Genomic DNA, 22,094 nt, shown 5'->3' with positions numbered 1-22,094 from the left:
CCTTGAGAACCCGTGCATTGACCTGGGCTCTGGCCCGCTTATGTATCATCCTTCCCCTGTGGCTGCTAGGCCTGGTGCTGCTGCTGCTGGGTCTGGCGCTCTCTCCCTGGGGAACCGGCGTGCTGCTCGAACAGGGTGCCAAGCGCGGGTTATATGAAGTGGGTGCCGTGCAAGGCGCCCCGCTGGATCACCTGGTGTTGCATGATCTACGCCTCCAGGCCGGCCCGGCGCACATCGCCGTGGCGCGGCTCGAACTGGCGTGGTCCGAGCAGTGCCTGCTGCAGGGCAGGCTGTGCCTGGACCAACTGGCCGTGGCGGGCGCCGATATCCGCCTGGCCGATACGCCCGCCGAACCGGACGTCGCGCCACAACCGCCTGCCGGTACGCCCCTCGCGCAGATTCGGCTGCCGTTCCCGCTGGCGTTGCGCGAGCTGTCGCTGGTCGATGTGAACCTGCAACTTGCCGATGGCACCCAGCTGGCCTGGCACTCCTTTACCACGGGGCTGCGCGCCGAGCAGAGTACCCTGACCCTACTGCCGACGCGACTGGCCGGACTGCGCCTGAGCCTGCCACTCTCGGCGGGTACCCGCCTGGCCCTAAACGAGGCCGAACCGCAGGGTCGACGGCTCGTGGCGCCGGCCATCGATGCGGCCATCGCCTTGCATGCTGCGCTGCCCGCCGCGGCCGCCGCCGAACTGGAGGGGCTCGCCGACCTGCCTCTCGCCGAACAGCCGCGTCGCGAACTCCCCGAGGTGACCCTGCCGATGGCCGTGGAGGTCCCGCAACTCACCATCGAGGACGCGGCGATCACCGGGTCGGTCGAGTACCGCGTGAAGAAGTTGCTGCTGCGCTTGAGCGCCCAGGGTCAAGACGTCAAGATCGATACCCTGGCGGTGGCCACCGCCGATGCGGATGCCGAGCTGATGGCGCGCGTGGCGCTGCACAACGACTATCCCCTCAAGGCCCGGCTGGCCGCCGATCTCTACCTGCCCGAGCGGATGCCGGCGCTGGCGGGTGAGCGTATCGAGCTCGCGCTGGCCGGCAGCCTGGCCAAGCTCGAGGTCGACCTGCGCACCCGGGGGCCTGTCGACAGCCACCTGGTGGCCCGGCTCGACGCCCTCGACCCGACCCTGCCGTTCACCGCCTCGCTGCGCAGCGAAGCGCTGCAGTGGCCGCTGCCCGGGGCCGAGACCACCTCGGCGAACGAGGCGACGGCCGGATCGCCGGCCACGGATGAGCCTTCGACAAGCCAGGCGAGCGCTGCGCCATGGCAGGTCTCGGACCTCGCGCTGCAGCTGGAGGGCAGCCTGGTCGACTATCGCAGCCAGTTGTCGCTCAGGGCCCAGGGGCCGGAGCTGCCGTCCACCGAGCTGCTGGTCAAGGGGAGCGGGGATCTGCAACATTTTCGCTGGTCACCGCTGACGCTCCACCAGCAGGGCGCCGTGCTGGTCAGCCGTGGCCAGGCCGCCTGGCGCGACGCTCTCGACGTCGAGGCCTCGCTGTCGCTTGACAACTTCGATCCCGGCCGCTTCGTCGAAGGGCTCGATGGCCGCCTGGGGGGCGGCGCCCGGCTGGCCTTCACCCAGGATGACGCCGGCTGGCGACTCGAGGTGCCGGGGCTGGATATCCAGGGGGTGCTGGACGAGCGGCCGCTGAACCTCGAGGCCGTTCTCTCCGGAAACAGCGAGATGCGCTGGGATATCCAGACCCTGGATTTCCGCCAGGGCCGCAACCGGGTCAGCGCCGCCGGGCGGGTGAGCCGCGAGGCGCTGGACCTGGTCGGCGAGCTGGACATGCCCGCACTGGACACCCTCTACCCCGGCCTCGGCGGGACCCTGAGCGGGCGTTTCACCACCGCCGGCAGCCTGGAGGCACCGGAGCTCGACCTCACGCTGACCGGCCGCTCGCTGGCCTTCGCCGACAATACCGTGAAGGCGCTCGATCTGAGCGCCCAGGTCGCCGGCCTGGAGGACCCCGAGCTGGCCCTGGCCCTGGCCGTCAACGAGCTCGCGGCCGGCGGACAGCGTCTCGATAGCCTGACCCTGGACCTCGACGGCCGCCTCTCGGCGCACCGCCTGCGCCTGGCCGCCAAGGGTGGTGAAACGCTGCCGCTGTCGCGGCTATCCCTGGCCCTGGAGGGCGGGCTCGACCGCGAGCGGCAACGCTATCGCGCACGCCTGACACCGCTCGATGTCGACAGCGAGTTCGGTGATATCCGCCTCGCCGAGGCGTTGAGCGTCGATGCCGACCTCGCCGCCGGCTCGGCGCGGGTGGCCCCCTTCTGCCTGACTCGCCGCCAGGGCGGCGAGCTGTGCCTGACCGAGCCGCTGACGGCCTCGGCCCAAACTGGCCGGGCAGTGCTGGCGATCCGTGCCCTGCCCATGGACCTTGCCAATGCCGCCTTGCCGCCAGGGTGGCGCATCCGTGGCGAGACCGCCGGCACCCTCGAGGCCGGCTGGTCGGGCGGCGGGGAGCGCTGGCAGCTGGCCGCCGACCTCGACAGTCGTGCCGAGATCACCGGCGAGGATGCCTACGGCCGGCCCTGGTCGGTGCCCGGCACCTCCCTGGGTCTCAGCGTCGCTGCCAGCCAGGCGCGCGCCGACCTCGACTTGACGCTGGGGCTGGCGGAAAGCGGCGAGGTAAGCCTGTCACTGGCCATCGATAAACCGCTGGAGGAGGGCCGGCTCGATGGCCGGCTGCGCCTCGTCGACCTGCGCCTGGCCCCCTATCGGCCGCTGGCCGTGGGCCTGGAGTCACTGGCCGGGGGGCTTGATGGCGATATCCGCATCACCGGCAATCGCCAGGCGCCCTGGCTGGATGGCCGCCTCGCCCTGACGGGGTTGCAGGCCAGTGGCCTGAACCTGCCGCTGGAGGTTCGCGATGGAGAGCTGATCGTCGAGCTCTCCGGTGAGCGTGCCAACATCGACGGCTTCCTGGCCGCTGACCAGGGTCGCCTGAAAATTGCCGGCGATGCCCGCTGGCCTACCTCGGGCAGTTGGCAGGCGGCCATCGACCTGCAGGCCGTCGACGACCCCTTGCTGGCGATATTGCCGGAATTCGGCCGGCTGCGCCTGGCCCCGAATCTGCGCATTCGCGCCACACCCCAACGGCTCCAGGTCCGCGGTACGGTCGAGATTCCCTGGGCCCGGCTCAAGGTGGGCGAGGTCCCCGCCTCGGCCGAGGCTCCGAGTCCAGACGAGGTGATCATCACCGAGGCCGAGGATCGCCAGACCGCCGAGACCAAGGCCGCGGCAGCCGACCAGCCCGGTACTTCTACCGCCGAGGCGATGGCCCAGGCCGGCATGGCCACCGATATCCGCATCACCCTGTCGCTGGGGCCTGACATGCAACTGAAGGCCTATGGCCTGGAGTCGGAGCTTTCAGGCAACCTTGAGGTGCGCCAGCAGGACGGCCCGGTCCAGCTGTTCGGTGACGTCAGCCTGGTTGATGGCCGCTTCCGCGCCTTCGGCCAGGATCTGCTAATCCGGGAGGGCATCATCTTCTTCAGTGGCCCGCCGGGGCAGCCGCTGCTCGACTTCGAGGCGATCCGCAATCCGCGCATCACCCAGGATGAGGTGATTGCCGGCCTGCGGGTCACCGGTTCCGCGGACAACCCCAGCCTTGAGATCTTCTCCGAACCGGCCATGGACGAGGCGAGTGCGCTCTCCTACCTGTTGCGTGGTCGCGGCCCGGACAGCAGCGGTAGCAGCGACGGGGCGCTGACCTCGGCACTGATCGGTCTCACCCTGGGCCAGACCGGCGGCGCCGTGGGGGCCGTCGGCGAGGCCTTCGGCATTTCCGACCTGAACATCGAGACCGCCGGGGCCGGTGAGGAGAGCCAGGTCATGGTGAGCGGCAACCTCACCGATCGGCTGAATGTCGGTTACGGGGTGGGCGTCTTCTCACCGATCGCCGAATTGACCCTGCGCTACCAACTGTGGCGCAGTCTCTATCTCGAGGCGATCTCGGGAGCGTCCCAGGCGGTTGACCTGGTCTACAGTTTCAGCCTGCCGGGCACCCCGCCGAGCCCATGAGGCCACGCCACCAGCTCTCACATCCGACAAGGAGCCTATCCATGCCACTGTATCCCGACCGTGCGCTCACCGGGCGCGACACACCGCTGCCAACCAGCGGCAGCCACCTGGTCAATGGCCATGCCATGCAGCCTCCCTGGCCCGAGGGCATGCAGGAGATCGTATTCGGGCTGGGGTGCTTCTGGGGGGCCGAACGGCTCTTCTGGGAATTGCCGGGAGTGCATGTCACCGCCGTGGGCTATGCCGGCGGTGTGACGCCCAACCCGACCTACGAAGAGACCTGCAGCGGCCGGACCGGCCATGCCGAGGTGGTAAGGGTGGTCTTCGATCCGCGCCAGATCGACCTGGAGACTCTGCTGCGGGTGTTCTGGGAGGCCCATGACCCCACCCAGGGCCACCGTCAGGGTAACGACATCGGCAGCCAGTACCGCTCGATCATTCTTACCACCACGTCCGAGCAGCGCGACCTTGCGCAGCGCAGCCGCGAGGCCTACGCTGCGGCGCTGTCACACCGCGGCAGGGGGCCTGTGACCACCGAGATCGAGCCTCTCGAGGCCTTCTACTATGCCGAGGAATACCACCAGCAGTACCTGGCGAAGCATCCCGGCGGCTATTGCGGCCTTAAGGGGACCGGCGTCAGCTGCCCGATCGGCTGACCGTGGCAGGCCCTAGAGTCTTGCCAGGCGGGCCTTCAAGCCATTCAAGTCGTCGTTCAAGTACTCGGCATCGAATGCCGATTCCCGGATCAGCCGCGGCAGGTCGAAGATCTCGATATGGGCGTTGCGTTTCTTCAGCACGCGATCCTCCTCCAGGGCCTTGAGGGTGCGATTGACATGCACGGGCGACAGGCCAAGGATCTCTCCCAGCAGCCGCTGGGACACGGGGAATTCGAAGGATGTCTTGGCGCTCTCGGCCCCGACCCATCGTCATTCCCTCAAGCTCATGGGTCGGGGCCGACGGCTGCTCATTCGAGATGGCCGGGGCCGGCAATGCCAGCACGGGTAGCCGGTCTTGCGTTTCCTGGAGTATCTGGAAATGTGAGTGGCTCTGGCGGATACAGTCATTTAGCCAGTCATGGAGGTCGGGGATGGCATTGTTATTCTGCAGCTGCTCGTAGAAGCGTCGAGACCGCCATTCCTCGAGCAGTGCCCGGCTGAGTTCCTGAGCCGCCTTCTGATCATCGAGGATGAAGAAAGATTGCGATCTCCGCCCTGTCTGCTCGGATCCGCTGGTCGGAACGCGCAGCGGGAACCGATTGAGGGGCAACGCGGCGGCCACCTCGATCAGCGCCTGGACGCGCTGCTGACTCTCGCCGGCCAGCACGTTCATGAGCTTGCTGAGGGCGACCTGATAGGTCAAGAAACGCAGGCTGAGCCAGCGGTAGCGGTGGAACACTTGGTGCTCGTGCGCATTGGCCCGGGCCAGGGTATCCTCGATCATGGATGTGACGCTCGGCGTGTTCACGATAGGGTTCACCTCATGGGACAGCGTGATCCACGAAATGGCCTCTCGACCCCGGATGATCGTCGATTACCATGCTTAAGGCACAGCCTAGTAAAGGCCCTGGCCAGCGTCTGCCAACTTGGGTTAATTCTGGAGGCTTTTTTGCATCTTCTTGCCCGAGAGCGCATGGAATGGGTGGCTAAAACCGTGCCCTAGTTGTCGCTCACCGCATGCCGATCCGTCTCCCCACGCCCGGGATGACGGCATCCTGATGAGTAGCGGTGTCACTTGCTCGGTCGGCTGGTTCTAGAGGGTAAACCGCCTTCCTTTCTCAACGCAGCCAGGCGCTCGCTGAGATCTTCCACGCGGTCGCTGAGGTAGTCGGCGTTGAAATCCGCCACGTCGTGCAGGCGGCGGATGTCATGGATGACCACGTGGGCACGATGCTTTTCGAGCACCGCGTCGCGCTCCAGCGCCGCCAGGGTGCGATTGATATGCACCGGGGAGAGGCCGAGGATCTGACTCAGCAGGCGCTGGGAGATGGGGAAGGGCATATGGCCGGGATCCACGGCCTGGATCTTGCTCAGGCGCAGGAAGGTCTCGAGGATAAAGTGGCTGACCTGTACCCGGGCGGGACGGTGAAGGTTGACCAGCATGCGTTCGGTGAGCAATGCCTCCTGGCGGGCGATGGCGGCGAACAGGGCTACCGCCAGAGGCGCGGACGACGCGATCAAATCGACGATCTGCTCGTGGGCAAAGGGGCTGATGGTGCCCGCGCTGATCATTTGCGCCTCGCAGACATGCCGCTGGAAGGTGAACTCTCGCAGGCCGATGATATCGCCGGGCAGCAGCAACTCGATGATCTGACTTTCCCCGTCGCGAGTATCGCGGATGGTACAGGCCCAGCCACTCTGCAGGATGTACAGATCCTGTAGCTTGGCACCGAAGTGCCACAGTACCTCGTTCTTGCTTGCTGAGTGGGTGTGCTGTTCGAGCTGTTCGAGGCGTGCGCAATCGTCGTCGTGCAGGGGGAAGTGGCGCTTCAGGGTTGCCTGGAGGCGATGGCGGTCATTCATGCGGGGTCCTCGTCGATGAAGGCGATGGCGAGGCGATCCATCCTCGCGGTGCTGCCGAACACGGCAGAGCGAGGGCGATGCCTCGCCCTTCGCTTCATCAGTAGACCCCTGTGCCGGTTACAATTGCAATGCGGGTGTCAGAGGATGCGCCGCGCGCGTCACCGTCCGCGGGTGATGCTGCTCAGCGCGCGATAGCGCGTCGGCAGCGACTGCCGGGTCTCCTCGAGCAGTTGGCAATGCGCCCGGCACTGGGCTACGCCGTCACCCAACAAGGCGTCTAGTTCCGGCATGGCGTTGCTGTGCTCCAGTCGCATATAGAAACGCTCCATGCGATGCTCCTCCAGCAGGCAACGGGCCAGTTCGAGGCGCGCCATGGCGTCGTCAACGATGAAGAAGTGCGCGCTGCCTTGGCCCGAGTAGTGCCAGGGCCACGGCGCGCTGTCAGACAGGCAGGGCGACTCCATGGCCAACGCCTCGGCCAGGGCACCGAGGCGCTCATGGCTCTCGCCGGCCAGGGCCTGCATCAGCCGACTGAGGCCGGGGTGGTAGGCCAGGAACCGTAGCGCCCGCCACCGATATCGGTCGCACTGTCGTAGCTCGCAATCGGCTACCGCCTGCATCAATTCCGGGGGCAGCATGGGCGCCTGGCGAGGCACCTTGGTGTTGGTCGACGCCTGACGTGACTGATTCATCGTGTCCACGATCTTTCCCCCTCAGGTGATGGATGCGCGCGGCGGCCAGCTGCGGGATTCTCGACATTGATCGCGGGTCTCGCCACGTGGCCAGACTAGGCAGAAACCCTCAGCGAGTGTGACAACATGGGATAAGCTCGTATCACTTTCTGCGCCCAGTCTCTCGACCAGCGATCAGTCGATACGTCCTTCCTCCACGGCGTGACAAGCCACCTGGCCGCCCTCGGCGGTGACGATCAGCGCCGGAACCTCGCGCCGGCAGCGCTCGTTCGCATGCGGGCAGCGGCCATGAAAGACGCAGCCCGAGGGTAGGTTGACCGGTGTGGGCACTTCGCCCTGCAGGCGAATGTGCTGCGGCCGGTCGTCCTCGAGACGCGGAATCGCCGACATCAGGGCCTGGGTATAGGGGTGGCGCGGCCGGGCGAAGAGCGTCGCCGTCGGCGCCACCTCGCAGACCCGGCCCAGATACATCACCGCCACCCGGGTACCGAAATGCTCGACCACGGCCAGATCGTGGGTGATGAACAGGTAGGTCAGGTTGCGCTGCTGCTGGGCCTCCATCAGCAGGTTCAGCACCTGGGCCTGGATCGATACATCCAGCGCCGAGATCGGCTCGTCGGCGACGATGAACTCCGGGTCCACCGCCAGGGCGCGAGCAATGGCGATGCGTTGGCGCTGACCACCGGAGAACTCATGGCCATAGCGGCCACCCCAGTCGGCCGCAATGCCCACCGAGGCCATCACCTCGGCGACCTGCTGCTTGACGCGCTGCGCCGACCAGTCGGGGTGATGCAGGCGGATCGGCTCCTCGAGGGTCTGCTGGATGGTCATGCGTGGATTGAGCGAGGCATAGGGGTTCTGGAAGATCATCTGCATGCGGCGGCGGTAGGGCATCAGCGCCTTGTGGGAAAGATCGTCGATGCGCTGGCCGGCATAATGGATCTCGCCGGCACTGGGATGCAGCAGCCCCATCACGGTGCGCGCCACCGTGGACTTGCCACAGCCCGATTCGCCGACCACGCAGAGTGCCTCGCCGCGCTGGATCTCCAGGTCGACGCCGTTGATGGCATGCACGTAGCGCTGCTCGCGGACGATGCGCCCTCCCTTGAACCTCAGCTGCTCGAGGAAATCCCCGGAGAGCGAGAAGTGCTTCTCCAGCCCGCGGACCTGCAGCAGGGGGCTGGCCGTCTCCGCAGCAGGGGCAGGGTGAGGGGCCTGGGCTTTAGCATGGGCGATGGCACTCATCAGCGAATCTCCTCGGCCGGGATGCGTTCGCGCTCGAGCATCTCGGCGACCATGTGGCAGGCGACCCGGCCGTTGCCGGAGGTCACGTAGCCGGGGACCAAATCGATACAGGCACGCCGGGTTGTACCGTCGGCGCGCTCGACGAAGCCACAGCGCGGGTGGAAGGCGCAGCCGCTCGGCAGGTTGTCCAGCGAGGGCATGCTGCCGGGGATCTGGTTCAGCCGGCTGCCCGGGGTAGCCATCTGGGGTAGGGCGTTGATCAGCCCCTGGGTGTAGGGATGCTGGGGGTCGTTGATGATCTCCCGGGTCGGGCCCTGCTCGATCACCCGGCCGGCGTACATCACCAGCATGCGCTGGGAGACCTGGCTGACCACGCCCAGGTCGTGGGTGATCAGGATCAGGCCGACGTGGTGCGTCTCGCAAAGCTCCAGCAACAGCGCCATGATCTCGGCCTGGATGGTCACGTCCAGCGCGGTGGTGGGCTCGTCGGCAATAATGATATCCGGGTCGAGCAGCAGCGCGATGGCGATGATCACCCGTTGGCGCATGCCGCCGGAGAGCTCGTGGGGGTACTGGTCCAGGCGTGCCGCGGGCGAGGGGATCTGCACCTGCTCGAGCTTGCGCAGCGAGATCGCCCGGGCCTCGCGGGTCGAGATGCGCCGGTGGGCCTTGAGGCATTCGACCATCTGTTCGCCGATGGAGAGCACCGGGTTCAGGGTCATCATCGGGTCCTGGAAGATAATCGACATGCGGTGGCCGCGGATATGGCGCAATGCCCGGTCGCTCATGGCGGTCAGGTCACGGCCGTCGAAGTGGATGCTGCCGCCGGCGATGTAGCCCGGCTTGGCGATCAGGTTGAGCAGGCTGAAGGCCGCCACCGACTTGCCGGCGCCGGATTCGCCCACGATCCCCAGGCGCTCGCCGCGCTCGAGGCTGAAGCTGACGTCGCGCAGCGCCTGGACATCGCCGCGGCGAAGGGCAAAGCGCACGTCGAGATGGTTTACGTCGAGCAGTGCCATGGGATCAGCCCTTGTAGAGTCGCGGATTGAGGACGTCGCGCAGCCAGTCGCCGAGCAGGTTGATCACCAGCACCAGCACCACCAGCACCAGGCCGGGGATCAGGGTGATCCACCAGGAGCCCGACTGCAGGTAGTCGAAGCCGGACTTGATCAGCGAGCCCAGCGACGGGTGCGTTTCCGGCATGCCCAGGCCGAGGAAGGAGAGCGCCGCCTCGGAGATGATGGCGTTGGCCACCTGCACGGTGGAAATCACGAAGATCGGCGACAGTGTGTTGGGCAGGATGTGGCGGAACATGATCCGCCGGCTGGTGAAACCCATCACCCGGGCCGCATCGACGTATTCCTTGCTGCGCTCGGCAAGCACCGAGGCGCGCACCGTGCGGGCATACTGGGGCCATTCGGCCAGGCCGATGATCAGCACCAGCAGCGGTACCGCATAGGCGCTGAAGGTGGCGCCGCCGAAGGCCGCCTTGACCACAGCGCCCACCACGATGGCCACCATCAGGGTGGAGAACGACAGCTGGATGTCGGCCAGGCGCATCAGGAAGGCATCCATGCGCCCCCCCAGATAGCCGGCGAGCAGCCCGAAGCTGACGCCCAGCAAGGCCTGCAGGGCCACCGCACCGAAGCCGATGATCAGCGACACCCGGGCACCGTAGAGAATCGTGGAGAGCAGATCGCGCCCCTGGGCATCGGTCCCCATCAGGTAGGTCGGATCGCTGCCGGCGACCCAGAAGGGCGGCAGCTCCGAGGACATGATGTCGATCTGCGCCAGGTCGTAGGGGTCCATGGGCGCCAGCCAGGGAGCCAGCACCGCCATCGCGACCAGGGCGATGAACACCACCAGGCTCAGCTGGGCGACCAGGTCACGCTTGAAACTGTAGAGCAGGTAGGAGCCGCGAAAGCGTGACCAGCGGCTCGCCACCCGAGGTGTCGGGGTTGTCATGCGGGTTTCCCTGTCAGTTTGACGGTGGGATTGACCAGGCCGTAGATCAGGTCGACAAGGGTGTTGGTGATCACGAAGATCAGCCCCACGATCATCAGGTAGGTGATGATCAGCGGCACGTCGGAGCGCTGGATGGCATTGAGGAACATCAGCCCCATGCCCGGCCACTGGAACACCGTCTCGGTGAGGATGGTGTAGGCCACCAGGGTGCCGATCTGTACGCCACCCATGGTGATCACCGGCAGCATGGTGTTCTTGAGGGCATGTATGAAGTAGATGCGGCGCAAGGGGATACCCTTGGCGCGGGCGAACTTCACATACTCGGACTGCAGCACCTCGAGCATCTCGGCGCGGATCAGGCGGATGAACAACGGCAGCATGATCGAGGCCAGCGAGATGGCTGGCAGCACCAGGTAGGTGAGGCCCTCGAGTGAGGCGAAGTTGGTCGCCCAGGTGCCGAACACGGGTACCGGCCTGCCACGGCCGTAGGCCGGCATGCCGCCCTCGGTACTGACCAGGTCGTTGAGCCAGGCGCCCCAGCCGGTATCGGCGGGGAAGGGCGACCAGGAGACGCCGATGGCGAACAGCTGGATCAGCATGATGGCGGTGAGGAAGACCGGGATGGAGATGCCGATGATCGACACCCCCATGAACAAGCGCGACAGCCACGCCCGGGGGCGGATCGCGCTGTAGACGCCGATCGGTACCGAGAACAGCACGATCAGCAGGGAGGTGGCGAAGACCAGCTCCAGGGTCGCCGGCAGGTGGCGGGCGATCACCTCGGTGGTGGGCTCGTTGAAGATGTAGGAGTAGCCGAAGTCCAGCTGCAGGGCATTGCCCGCGAAGCGCAGGTACTGGACCACGAAGGGGTCGTTGAGGCCCAGCTGCTCGCGCAGGGCCTCACGCTCGCTCTCCGGCACCGATTGGCCGACCATCTGCTGGATGGGGTCACCCAGATTGTCCTGGATGGCGAAGGCGATGATGCTGATGACGAACATCACCAGCAGGGCATGGAAGAGGCGCTTGATCAAAAAGGCGATCATGGCTGGCGTCCCGAGTGCAACACGCGGCGACGCACTCGACTGGCGAGCGCGTCACAGGGGTCAGGTTTCGGATGGCCGGCCGCCAGGGCCGGCGCGAGAGAGGCTTATTCTTGCTTGATGACCAGATCCCCGAGGTAGGGAAAGTTCATCACGTTGAGGATCGGTTCGATCATGACGTTGTCCGCAGAGGCCCAGGCCAGGTCCTGCCAGTGCAGTGGCACCACGGCCGCCTCGTCGTGCAGGGTCTGCTCGACCTGCTGCAGCATCTCGGCACGCTTCTCGAGGTCGACCTCCAGGTTGGCCTCGGCCACCAGCTTGTCGAGCGCCGGGTTGCAGTAGTTGCTGGCGTTGTACTGGCCGGCGCCGCTGTCGGCATCCGGGCAGGCCGTCAGGTACTCGTGGAAGTTGGCGCTGTCCTCGGTATCGGCGTGCCAGCCGATCATCATCATGTCGGCGGCGCGGTCGTCGAACTCGCCCCAGTACTGGGCCTTGGGCAGTGTCTTGAGGTCCACCGTGACGTTGATGCGCGCCAGCATGGCGGCCACTGCCTGGGCGATCTTGGCATCGTTCACGTAGCGGTTGTTGGGCGCCATCATGGAGATCTCGAAGCCCTCGGCGTAGCCGGCCTCTTCCATCAGCTGCTTGGCCTTCTCCAGGTCGTAGCGTGGCTCGAGACTCTCGACATGGCCGGCATAACCTTTCGGCGAGAACTGCGCTGCCGGGGTGGCGAAGCCTTTCATCAGGCGATCGGCGATGCCTTCCTGGTTGATGGCATAGACAAAGGCCTGGCGGACCCGCGGATCCTGGAAGGCCTCGACGCGCGCCTGGTTCATGTGAAAGATGATGATCCGCGTACCGGACATGGTGACCAGCTGGACGTCGTCGTCCTCGCGCACCCGCTCCAGGTCATTGGGCGGCACCGGGGCGATGAAGTCCACGTCACCGGAGAGCAGGGCGGCCACGCGGGTGGCGTTCTCGCTGATCGGGGTGTGCACGATGTGATCCACGTTGCCGGGGGACTCGTCGTCCCAGTAGCCGTCGAAGCGCTCGAACTCCATGCGGGTGCCCTTCTGGTGCTCGACCACGGTGAAGGGGCCGGTGCCGGAGAGATGGGCCGAGGCGAAGGAGTTGCCGTTCTTGACGATCTCGTCCTTGGGGTCGCCGTCCGCGTCGGTGCCGCTGTAGAAGGCGCTGTCCATCGGGAAGATGTAGGTAGCGAGGTTAAGTAGCAGCGGATAGGGCTCGCGGGTGGTGATCTCAATGGTGGTGTCGTCGATGGCCGTGACGCTCTCGACCGGCTCGAAGAGCGCCTTGAAGTCCGGGCTACGCTTGAGACGCTCGACGGTCCAGACCACGTCCTTGGCGGTGAAGGGATTGCCACTGTGGAATTCCACCCCTTCGCGCAGGGTCATGCGCATGGTGGTGTCGTCGACCTGCTCCCAACCGGTGGCTAGGCGCGGTTCGAAGGAGAGATCCTGGGTCCAGCGTACCAAGGGGTCGAAAGTCATGTGGGAGAGCTGGAGGATTCCCCCGGAAAGCTGCTCGTGGATGTCCAGTGAGACCGGGTCGGCGTCATAGGCCATGCGCAGGGTGGTCTCGGCGCTGGCCACGGAAGGCAGCACGGCGGTAGTCATGGCGGCGCCGATCACGCTCGCCAGTAGGGTCTTCTTGAGAGTCATAGGTTATTCCATGCTGGGTGACTTTTTATTGGGGTGATGACCGCGAAGGTCCAGCCAACAACATAGTGAGCCTGACCACCGGGGCACAAGCGAAATTGTGAGAATGGCCATGCGCCCGGCGCCCGGCGCCCGGCAATGAGTCTGCCAGACCGGGGTTGTGTCAGTCTCCGGCGGGGGTGAGGCGATCGATGCGATAGAGCGTGGCGACCTGATCGAGGCCGTGGACGCTGCAGTCGAGATCGGAGACCCGACCATCACTCAGCCCGTAGACCCAGCCATGTACCGAGAGCGACTGACCGCGCTGCCAGGCCCGTTGGACGATCTTGGTGCGACACAGGTTCTTCACCTGCGCCTCGACGTTGTGCTCGCACATGCGGTCGACCTGCTCCTCGAGCGGCAGTCCTTCCAGGTCATGCCGGTAGCGACTATAGAGCTCGCGGAGCGGATGCAGCCAATAGTCAACCATGCCACACTCGCCGCCGCCAACCACCGCCCGCACCCCACCGCAGCCATAGTGGCCGACCACCATGATGTGGCGCACCTTGAGCACGTCGACGGCAAACTGCACCACTGATAGGGCATTCATGTCGTTATGGTGAAGCAGGTTGGCGACATTGCGATGCACGAAGACCTCGCCTGGCGGCAGGTCGATGATCTGGTTGGCCGGCACGCGAGAGTCGGAGCAGCCAATCCACAAATACTCGGGGCTCTGCTGGCGGGCCAGGCGGGCGAAATAGTCCGGGTCGTCCCGGCACATCTTCTCCGCCCAGGCGCGGTTGTTGGCCAGCAGTTTCTCGATCTCATCTCTCATGGCGGGTTCCGTAGGGCTCGGCAGGCAAGTGGGCTGCCCTCTTTTAACCTTGCCGTTCGAGAGGGTCAAGCGCTCTCCCGGGGCCTTGCCCGGACTGGTATGATGCATGACCAGACTCATTGACGGGCCGCATGCGGCTCGACCCTTCGACAGGAGGCTTGCGTGGCAGATTTCGATTTTGACCTGTTCGTGATTGGGGCGGGTTCCGGCGGGGTGCGCGCCGCTCGCACCGCCGCTGTCACCGGTGCGCGGGTCGCCGTGGCGGAGGATCGCTACCTGGGCGGCACCTGCGTCAACGTGGGCTGTGTACCCAAAAAGCTCTACTCTTATGCCGCCCACTTCCATGAGGCCTTCGAGGATGCCGGTGGCTTCGGCTGGCACCTGCCCGAGGCCCCGCACTTCGAGTGGGCTACGTTGCGCGATAACAAGATCGGCGAGATCAAGCGTCTCAATGAGATCTACGCGGGGCTGCTCGATTCGGCCGGCGTGCGCCTGATCAACGGTCGCGCCCACGTGCTGGATGCGCACCATGTCAGCGTCAACGACGAGACCCTCAGCGCGGAGAAGATTCTGGTCGCGGTGGGCGGCTGGCCCTGGGTGCCGGATTTCCCGGGCAACGAGCATGTCGTCGATTCCAATCGGATCTTCGACCTTGAACGCTTTCCCGAGCGCTTTTTGGTGCTTGGCGGTGGCTATATCGCCGTGGAGTTCGCCAGCATCTTCAATGGCCTTGGCAGCGAAACCCATCTAGTCTATCGACGCGAGCTGTTCCTGCGCGGCTTCGACCAACAGGTGCGCGAGTTCGCCCGCGACGAAATGGCCAAGAAGGGTCTCCAGTTGCACTTCGAGGCCAATATCGTCTCGATCGAGAAGGTCGAAGGGGGGCTGCGGGTGAGCCTCACCAATGGCGAGCAACTGGAGGTGGATACAGTACTGGCCGCGACCGGACGACGCCCGAATCTCGCGGGTCTGGGCCTGGATCGCCTCGATATCGCTTTGACCGATACTGGCCACCTGCGCGTCAACGAGCGCTTCGAGACCTCCGTGCCCTCGATCCTGGCGCTGGGCGACGTGACTGGTGGCCCCGAGCTGACGCCGGTGGCCCTCGCCGAGGCCATGCAGTTGGTCAAGCACCACTTTGAAAAGACCCAGCCGGCCCCGCTGGACTACCGCCACATTCCCACCGCGGTATTCTGTCACCCCAACATCGCAAGCGTAGGACTCTCCGAAGAGCAGGCCCGCGTGGCGTGTGGCGAAATCCGCGTCTACGCGACCGATTTCCGCCCGATGAAGCACACCCTTTCCGGCAGCCGTGAACGCTGTCTGATGAAGCTGGTCGTCGATGACGCCAGCGACGTAGTCGTGGGGGCCCATATGGTGGGCGAGGAGGCAGGTGAATTGATCCAGGGCATCGCCGTGGCCGTGCGCGCGGGCCTCACCAAGGCCGACTTCGATGCCACCGTGGGCATCCATCCCACCAGTGCCGAGGAATTCGTCACCCTGCGGACGCCGACTCGGCGCTGAGCCCTTGCCGAACCTCGGTACTGCGGCGGGCCACCCTTTGAGGTGGCCTGCGGCAATCGGTTCCGGCGCTCCCGCCGTGGGCCATGCTCCCAGGTAGGCAGCTCGACTGTCGAGGCCAGCCTATTCAGTATAATATTCCATTATGAAAGCGGATGGTCAGGATAATAATCATGATTTTTGAATCGCCGATATGCTGCTGTTATACTCTTTCACAAATTCGCTACAGCGAACCACACCCATGAACACAACCACTGAGCCTTTCACGCCTTCTGCCAATCTGGCTCGTCCCACGGTGGCGGATGCCGTCGTCGGCCACGACTCTTACCCGCTGTTTATCCGCAAGCCCAATCCCGATGACGGCTGGGGCATCTACGAGCTGATCAAGTCCTGCCCGCCACTGGACGTCAACTCCGCCTATGCCTATCTGTTGCTGGCGACCCAGTTTCGCGACAGCTGCGCCGTGGCCACCAACGAGGAAGGGGAAATTGTCGGCTTCGTCTCCGGTTACGTGAAGCGCAACGCCCCGGACACCTACTTCTTGTGGCAGGTGGCGGTTGGCGAGAAGGCGCGCGGTACCGGCCTGGCCCGGCGCCTGGTGGAAGCCGTGATGAGCCGCCCGGAGATGGCCGAGGTTCACCATCTGGAAACCACCATTACTCCCGATAACCAGGCTTCATGGGGGCTGTTCCGACGACTTGCCGAACGCTGGCAGGCACCGCTCAACAGCCGCGAGTATTTCTCCACCGATCAGCTCGGTGGCGAGCATGACCCGGAAAACCTCGTGCGCATCGGCCCCTTCCAAACCGGTCGCATCTGAGTTCCTTCTTCCCTCGTCTTGCCGCTCCGCACGGCAGACATTCCCACACGCTTCGGCCGCGCTCGCGCGTGCTGCTTTTTCCGTTTTGACAGGAGGTCGCACATGCAGACCCAGATACTTGAACGCATGGAGTCCGACGTACGGACCTATTCCCGCTCCTTTCCGGTAGTCTTCACCCAGGCCCGCAATGCGCGCCTGACCGACGAGAATGGCCGTGAGTACATCGACTTCCTAGCCGGTGCCGGTACCCTCAACTACGGGCACAACAACCCGCACATTAAGCAGGCACTGCTCGACTACCTGGCCGAGGACAACATCATTCACGGCTTGGATTTCTGGACGGCCGCCAAGCGTGATTACCTCGAGGCTCTCGAGCAGGTGATCCTCAAGCCACGCGGTCTGGACTACAAGGTCCAGTTCCCCGGACCGACCGGCACCAATGCGGTCGAGGCGGCTATCCGCCTGGCGCGCAACGTCAAGGGCCGCCACAACATCGTCAGCTTCACCAACGGCTTTCATGGTGTAACCATGGGAGCATTGGCCACCACCGGCAACCGCAAGTTCCGCCAGGCCACCGGCGGGGTTCCCACGGTCGGCGCCAGCTTCCTGCCTTTCGATGGCTACCTGGGGGAGGGCGCCGACACCCTGGACTACTTCGAGAAGCTGCTCGGCGACAAGTCCGGCGGCCTAGACATCCCGGCGGGAGTGATCGTCGAGACCGTGCAGGGCGAGGGCGGCATCAATGTCGCCGGCCTCGACTGGCTCAAGCGCCTCGAGGGGATCTGTCGTGCCTACGACATCCTGCTGATCGTCGATGACATCCAGGCCGGCTGCGGCCGCACTGGCAAGTTCTTCAGCTTCGAGCATGCCGGCGTCGTGCCCGATATCGTTACCAACTCCAAGTCGCTCTCCGGGCTGGGCCTGCCGTTCTCCCATGTGCTAATGCGCCCTGAGCTCGATGTCTGGACACCGGGGCAATACAACGGCACCTTCCGCGGTTTCGCGCTGGCCTTCACTACCGCCGCCGCAGCACTGCGCCACTACTGGAGCGATGATGCCCTGGCCCAGGAGGTCACGCGCAAGGGCGAGATCGTCGCTAAGCGCTTCCAGAAGATTGCCGGCATGCTGCGTGAGCTGGGTATCGAGGCCTCGGAGCGGGGTCGCGGCCTGATGCGCGGCATCGATGTGGGCAGTGGCGAAATCGCCGACAAGATTACCCACCAGGCCTTCGAGAACGGACTGGTCATCGAGACCAGCGGCCAGGACGGCGAGGTGGTCAAGTGCCTCTGTCCGCTGACCATCACCGACGAGGAGCTGCAAGAAGGCCTCGATATCCTCGAAAAAAGCGCCAAGCAAGCACTCAGCTGATAAGCTGGTGGTTATCCTGCGTCACATTGCAGCTGAATGGCGAGGCGCGGGATCAGTGGTCTGCCGCCTGGCGGCGACCAATTTCTGGATCTGAACAAAGGGAGTTCATCCATGATCGTTCGCAATCTCGAGGAAGCCCGTCAACAGGGCGAGCGCCTTGTCGTGGCCGAGAACGGCAACTGGGATAGCACACGCCTGTTGCTGGCAGAAGACGGCGGCAAATGTTCCTTCCATATCACGCGCATCTTCGAAGGTACCGAGACCCACATCCACTATAAGCATCACTTCGAGGCCGTCTACTGCATCGAAGGCGAAGGCGAGGTGGAGACCCTGGCCGACGGCAAGATATGGCCGATCAAGCCGGGTGATATCTACATTCTCGACCAGCACGACGATCACCTGCTGCGTGCTAGCAAGACCATGCACCTGGCCTGCGTGTTTACGCCGGCTCTGACGGGCAAGGAAGTCCATCGTGAGGATGGCTCCTACGCGCCGGCCAATGAACCGGACGACAAGACACCGCTGTGATCGCATTTGCCATAGACGGCATTTGCCATAGACGGAAAGGCCCCGGATTTTCAGATCCGGGGCCTTGTTGTATCCAAGCGATGCTCAGGGCGGCGCGTTGCGATCAAAGACAATGGTGATCTCGGCAAGCGTCACGCCGAACTTGCTCATGGCCGTGCGGTTGATCAGCCGACCGTCAGGCTGCAGGTACATCCAGTCGTCCAGCGTGAAGGTCATCTCGCGACCGGAGACCTCGACGGGCAGGCGATAGTTCATGTGGAAGACGTGGCCGGCCTGGCGTGCTTCCACCGCCTGTTCGACGTCATCGGCGTGCCCGATCCAGCGGTTCTCGCCTTGTCGCTCGAAGGTCCATACGCGGCGGTCAGTCTTACCATTATCATAGGTGAAGCGTTCATCCAGGGTCAGGGTATTGCCCTCGAGCTGACCATTGATGTCCACGGTGAAGCGCCGCTGCACTTCGCCACTATAATCCTGGACCATGCCCCAGGCACGGGTCTTGCCATTGAAGTAGTCGCCGATGTCGAGGCGCGGAGTGGTGCCGGCGTAATGCTCGACATCCACGCTGCTGCAGCCGGCCAGCACTCCCAGAGGAAGCACCATCAAGGCCAGGCGGAAAAGCCATTTCCTGTACATAGCAAGTTCCAACTATAGGTTGTGTATAAATATACTAGTGGAATACCCGAAACTGTGCCATCCGCATGGCCAGGTATTACATGAATACACCCCCTCCTTGGGTTCGTATAATGTATATTATGTTAAATACCGGAGCTGTAGCGTCCGAACACCGCTGCCCCGCGAGATGGCCGGAGGGCGGCTGCGACTGGCCCCTCCATGACGCGGTGCGTAGAATATCGTTTTCTCCCAGCCATCGCTCCGGGTGCCATGACCGATTTCTGCGACATGATCCGCCAAGCCGAGCGGCAGTGCCAGCAACGCGGCGCACGCTTCACGCCGATCCGACGGCGCGTACTGGAGATGATTGCCGACGCCCCCGGCAGTCTGAAAGCCTATGAGCTGCTTGACCGCCTGGCCACGGAACACGCGGCGGCCCGACCACCGACCGTCTATCGCGCCCTGGAGTTTCTCATCGACCAGGGGTTGGTGCATCGCATTGAGTCCCTCAATGCCTATGTGGCCTGTCCCTGTCCCGAGCATGCCCATGGCTTCCAGCTGCTGATCTGTCGCCTCTGTCGGCGTGTCGAGGAGCTGCACCTGGACGAGATAAACGATCACCTGACGCGCCGCGCCCGCGAACGGGGTTTCGTGGTCCAGCGCCAGACCATCGAGCTGCTGGGTCAGTGTGATGCCTGCCGGCAAGCCTCCAAGCGCCCTGCCCTTTACGCGGAGTTTCCATGAGCGATACCTTCAAGGCCCTGGAACAGGCCGCCGCCGACAGCCGCTTCCCCTTGGGCGAGATCCTCGACGCCATCCGCTTCAATGCCGACGGCATGCTCCCGGTCATCGCCCAGCAGCACGACAGTGGCGAGGTGCTGATGATGGCCTGGATGAACCGCGAGGCCCTGGACGAAACCCTGCGCACTGGCCGGGTCTGCTACTGGTCACGCTCGCGGGGCAGGCTGTGGCGCAAGGGCGAGAGTTCTGGCCAGCAGCAGCATCTGAAGGGCGCGGCGCTGGACTGCGACGGCGACACCCTGCTGCTACAGGTGGACCAGACCGGGCCGGCCTGCCACAGCGGCAGGCGCAGCTGTTTCTATGTGGCACTGGAGGGCGATGCGGCACGCATCGCCAGCGATCCCCTGATCGACCCTGATACCCTGTATGGCAAGGGCTGAGAGGTCCTGGCTGGCTACCGCGATCCAGCGCCTGTGGCGATGGCTGGGTCGGGCCCTGAGCTGGCTGATGATCGCGATGGTGAGGCTCTACCAGCTCACCCTCAGCCCGCTGCTGGGGCCACGCTGCCGCTACTGGCCGAGCTGTTCGAGCTATGCGCGGGAGGCGCTGGAGATGCATGGCCCGCTCAGGGGCGGGATCATGGCGCTGCGTCGGATCGCTCGCTGTCACCCGGGCGGCGAGGGCGGCATTGACCCGGTGCCGGGCGGCCCCAGCGAACGGCTCTGCCGGGAGGATCCAGAACTTGACGAGCAGTTCCGCTGCCGGACGGACGACCAGCCACCCGGGAACCGCTGATCAAGCGGCCATCTCTGCCTCGGCCACCCGGTAGATGCGCTCCAGCATGGCGTTGAGGCCGTTGCTGCGGGTCGGCGAGAGGTGCTTGTCGAGGCCCAGGTCGCGCATGAAGTGCGGGCTGGTGGCACGGATATCTGCCGGGGAGCGATCATTGTAGATGCGCATTAACACGGCGATCAGCCCGGAGACGATGGCGGCGTCGGAGACCGCATCAAAATGCAGGGTCTCGCCCTCGCGACAGTGGTGCATCCAGACGTTGGATTGGCAGCCCTGGATCTTCAGTTCGTCGACCTTCCACTCCTCGGGGAAGGCCGGCAGCTGCTTGCCCAGGTCGATGAGGTACTGGTAACGGTCCATCCAGTTGTCGAACATCTCAAACTCCTCGAGAAGCTCCTGCTGGGCCTGTTCGGCGGTGCTTACGGCAGTCATGGTCTCTCCTGGAAGGTGGCTGGTGCCATTATAACGACTCATGCCCGCCATCTCGATCGTCGTCATCGCCTGCCGGCCCTCGCGCCCCCAGCCCGTGCCGCGCCTGCTGGCGATGCCACTCCGCGTCCTCGGCATGCAGGTAGCGCGCCGTGGTGTCGAGACGCGAATGACGAGCCGTGGCGGCCAGGTAGCGCAGCTCCACCCCGGCCTGCGCCTGATGGGTCAGCGCCGTATGGCGCAGCCAGTGGGGTGTCGCCTGACGCAGGCGCCCCGCCTCGCCGTGAGTCATCTCGCCCGCCTCCTTCTCTAGCGCCTCGGCTGCCTCCTGGAAGCTCTCGCGGATCAGCCGATAGAGCCAGTTGTCGCCCAACCCTCGGCGGCCGTCCAGGGCCCGCAGCAGGGGGGATTCGTCATCCGGCGAGGGTTCCGCCGCCAGACCCAGCGTGCTTCGCCACTCGCCCAGCAACGCCATCATGTCCGGCGGCACCGGGATACGAGCCGCCTTGTCACCCTTGCCTACGACATGCCACCACCAGCGCCCTTCGCGGCGCTGGAAGTCGTTCATGCGCGTCGCGCTCATCTCGCTGATCCGCGGGGCCAGCAGGTAGGCGAAACCGAAGATCAGACGCCGCCGGGCAAGTTCGAAGCGATGTCGGCTCGCCGCGCCCTCCTCCGCCGGCCGGTTCAACCACGCCCATAGCCACTCCCACAGCGGACGCTCCAGGTAGCGCTCGATCCCGCCCTGGCGGTTGTCCAGGCGGCGGCGCTTGTCGCGCATCAGGCGGAAGGGATTGTGGGCCACCCAACCCGCCTCCACCAGCCAGGCGAACATGCCCTGCAGGATCACCAGGCTCTGGCGACGGCTGGCGGGCGACAGCGGACCGCGGAAGGGACGCCAGCGTGGGTCATGGCGTGGGCGAACCGGCCCGATCCAGCGCGCGGCGGGGCGCGGGTCGGCCAGGAAGGCCTCGAAGGCATCCAGGTCTTCCCGGCGCAGCGCATCGAGCCCCCTGCCCTGCTCCGCCAGCCATAGCAGCAGGCGCTGCGCTTCGCGGTGATAGGCACGTCGGGTCCGGGGGCTGGCCCGGTACTCGTCGAGCCACCGTGCCACGGCCTCGGCGTCGTTGCCGGCGGCAATGTGCAGGTCTTGCCGCTCTCCTGCCACTGTAGGCAGTCGTTCGAGTGCCGCCGATGTCGCCTCGAGTCTCTTGCCCGTTACTGCCGGCCTCGTTTCGCTATCCATATTCGCTCCTTGTGCCCTACTCGCTAGTATCCGGCCTCCCCTATAATAA

Annotated in this window: 20 protein-coding genes and 1 pseudogene; 9 read left to right on the top strand and 12 right to left on the bottom strand. The window is 65.1% G+C overall.

The window, feature by feature from the left end; all coding sequences use genetic code 11:
• Positions 1-2 precede the first annotated feature (2 nt).
• Both tamB and msrA read left to right on the top strand, forming a co-directional pair.
• Entirely contained in the window at positions 3-4,034 is a 4,032-nt protein-coding gene (tamB, locus tag DFO68_RS03500; protein WP_133482109.1) for an autotransporter assembly complex protein TamB, read from the top strand.
• A 41-nt stretch (positions 4,035-4,075) separates the two neighbouring features.
• A complete protein-coding gene (gene msrA / locus DFO68_RS03495) occupies positions 4,076-4,690 on the top strand; it encodes a peptide-methionine (S)-S-oxide reductase MsrA (RefSeq protein ID WP_133482107.1) in 615 nt (204 codons plus the stop codon).
• Between the two features lie 12 nt (positions 4,691-4,702).
• Here the strand turns inward: msrA and DFO68_RS03490 are convergent.
• From DFO68_RS03490 to can, 9 genes and pseudogenes are all read right to left on the bottom strand, one after another.
• Positions 4,703-4,924 (bottom strand): annotated as a pseudogene (locus tag DFO68_RS03490) (helix-turn-helix domain-containing protein); the annotation flags it as partial.
• 837 nt (positions 4,925-5,761) lie between these two features.
• Complete coding sequence (locus DFO68_RS03485; protein WP_133482103.1) at positions 5,762-6,553, bottom strand: Crp/Fnr family transcriptional regulator; 792 nt, start codon at positions 6,551-6,553, stop codon at positions 5,762-5,764.
• 158 nt (positions 6,554-6,711) lie between these two features.
• Complete coding sequence (locus DFO68_RS03480) at positions 6,712-7,254, bottom strand: hypothetical protein (protein WP_133482102.1); 543 nt, start codon at positions 7,252-7,254, stop codon at positions 6,712-6,714.
• Between the two features lie 165 nt (positions 7,255-7,419).
• Positions 7,420-8,490 carry an ABC transporter ATP-binding protein gene (locus tag DFO68_RS03475; protein WP_208107350.1) on the bottom strand — a complete coding sequence of 357 codons (1,071 nt, stop codon included), beginning with the start codon at positions 8,488-8,490 and terminating at the stop codon, positions 7,420-7,422.
• Positions 8,490-9,509, bottom strand: coding sequence for an ABC transporter ATP-binding protein (locus tag DFO68_RS03470; RefSeq protein ID WP_133482100.1), 1,020 nt, complete (start codon positions 9,507-9,509; stop codon positions 8,490-8,492). Before DFO68_RS03470 ends, DFO68_RS03475 begins: the two co-directional genes overlap by 1 nt.
• 4 nt (positions 9,510-9,513) lie before the next feature.
• Entirely contained in the window at positions 9,514-10,455 is a 942-nt protein-coding gene (locus tag DFO68_RS03465; protein WP_133482098.1) for an ABC transporter permease, read from the bottom strand.
• Positions 10,452-11,498: an ABC transporter permease gene (locus DFO68_RS03460; RefSeq protein ID WP_133482096.1), complete on the bottom strand. Its 1,047-nt coding sequence runs from the start codon at positions 11,496-11,498 to the stop codon at positions 10,452-10,454. The genes DFO68_RS03465 and DFO68_RS03460 overlap by 4 nt, the downstream gene beginning before the upstream one ends.
• Positions 11,499-11,602: 104 nt before the next feature.
• Positions 11,603-13,177: an ABC transporter substrate-binding protein gene (locus DFO68_RS03455; protein ID WP_133482093.1), complete on the bottom strand. Its 1,575-nt coding sequence runs from the start codon at positions 13,175-13,177 to the stop codon at positions 11,603-11,605.
• 160 nt (positions 13,178-13,337) lie between these two features.
• Positions 13,338-13,988 (bottom strand): carbonate dehydratase, encoded by a 651-nt coding sequence (can, locus tag DFO68_RS03450; RefSeq protein ID WP_133482091.1) that lies wholly within the window; start codon positions 13,986-13,988, stop codon positions 13,338-13,340.
• A 162-nt stretch (positions 13,989-14,150) separates the two neighbouring features.
• Here can and gorA point away from each other — a divergent pair, with 162 nt between their 5' ends.
• The 4 genes from gorA to DFO68_RS03430 all read left to right on the top strand — a co-directional run bounded on the left by gorA (position 14,151) and on the right by DFO68_RS03430 (position 18,225).
• Positions 14,151-15,512 (top strand): glutathione-disulfide reductase, encoded by a 1,362-nt coding sequence (gene gorA / locus DFO68_RS03445; protein ID WP_133482089.1) that lies wholly within the window; start codon positions 14,151-14,153, stop codon positions 15,510-15,512.
• 238 nt (positions 15,513-15,750) lie between these two features.
• Complete coding sequence (gene ectA / locus DFO68_RS03440; protein ID WP_133482087.1) at positions 15,751-16,329, top strand: diaminobutyrate acetyltransferase; 579 nt, start codon at positions 15,751-15,753, stop codon at positions 16,327-16,329.
• A gap of 102 nt (positions 16,330-16,431) precedes the next feature.
• Positions 16,432-17,697: a diaminobutyrate--2-oxoglutarate transaminase gene (gene ectB, locus DFO68_RS03435; RefSeq protein WP_133482085.1), complete on the top strand. Its 1,266-nt coding sequence runs from the start codon at positions 16,432-16,434 to the stop codon at positions 17,695-17,697.
• 111 nt (positions 17,698-17,808) lie between these two features.
• A complete protein-coding gene (locus DFO68_RS03430) occupies positions 17,809-18,225 on the top strand; it encodes an ectoine synthase (protein ID WP_133482083.1) in 417 nt (138 codons plus the stop codon).
• Positions 18,226-18,309: 84 nt separating this feature from the next.
• Here the strand turns inward: DFO68_RS03430 and DFO68_RS03425 are convergent, their stop codons facing one another.
• The gene (locus tag DFO68_RS03425; RefSeq protein WP_133482081.1) at positions 18,310-18,858 is read right to left on the bottom strand and encodes a DUF3833 domain-containing protein; all 549 of its coding nucleotides are present in this window, start codon (positions 18,856-18,858) and stop codon (positions 18,310-18,312) included.
• Between the two features lie 249 nt (positions 18,859-19,107).
• On the opposite strand from DFO68_RS03425, the gene DFO68_RS03420 reads away from it, so the two are divergent.
• Genes DFO68_RS03420 through yidD form a run of 3 tightly spaced genes read left to right on the top strand, consistent with a single transcriptional unit; the run spans position 19,108 to position 20,373 of the window.
• Positions 19,108-19,581, top strand: coding sequence for a Fur family transcriptional regulator (locus DFO68_RS03420; protein ID WP_133482079.1), 474 nt, complete (start codon positions 19,108-19,110; stop codon positions 19,579-19,581).
• Positions 19,578-20,018: a phosphoribosyl-AMP cyclohydrolase gene (gene hisI / locus DFO68_RS03415; RefSeq protein ID WP_133482077.1), complete on the top strand. Its 441-nt coding sequence runs from the start codon at positions 19,578-19,580 to the stop codon at positions 20,016-20,018. Before DFO68_RS03420 ends, hisI begins: the two co-directional genes overlap by 4 nt.
• Positions 20,005-20,373, top strand: a complete 369-nt coding sequence (gene yidD, locus DFO68_RS03410; protein WP_133482075.1) for a membrane protein insertion efficiency factor YidD — start codon at positions 20,005-20,007, stop codon at positions 20,371-20,373. Before hisI ends, yidD begins: the two co-directional genes overlap by 14 nt.
• Here yidD and DFO68_RS03405 read toward each other — a convergent pair whose 3' ends face one another.
• Positions 20,374-20,802 (bottom strand): SufE family protein, encoded by a 429-nt coding sequence (locus DFO68_RS03405; protein WP_133482073.1) that lies wholly within the window; start codon positions 20,800-20,802, stop codon positions 20,374-20,376.
• 28 nt (positions 20,803-20,830) lie between these two features.
• Complete coding sequence (locus DFO68_RS03400) at positions 20,831-22,045, bottom strand: tyrosine-type recombinase/integrase (RefSeq protein WP_133482071.1); 1,215 nt, start codon at positions 22,043-22,045, stop codon at positions 20,831-20,833.
• Between the last annotated feature and the right edge of the window lie 49 nt (positions 22,046-22,094).

Source organism: Halomonas ventosae, assembly GCF_004361885.1.
Lineage (GTDB): Bacteria > Pseudomonadota > Gammaproteobacteria > Pseudomonadales > Halomonadaceae > Halomonas > Halomonas ventosae_C.
The sequence above is the reverse complement of the archived record's forward strand: the minus strand, read 5'-3'. Positions and strand labels throughout refer to the sequence as shown.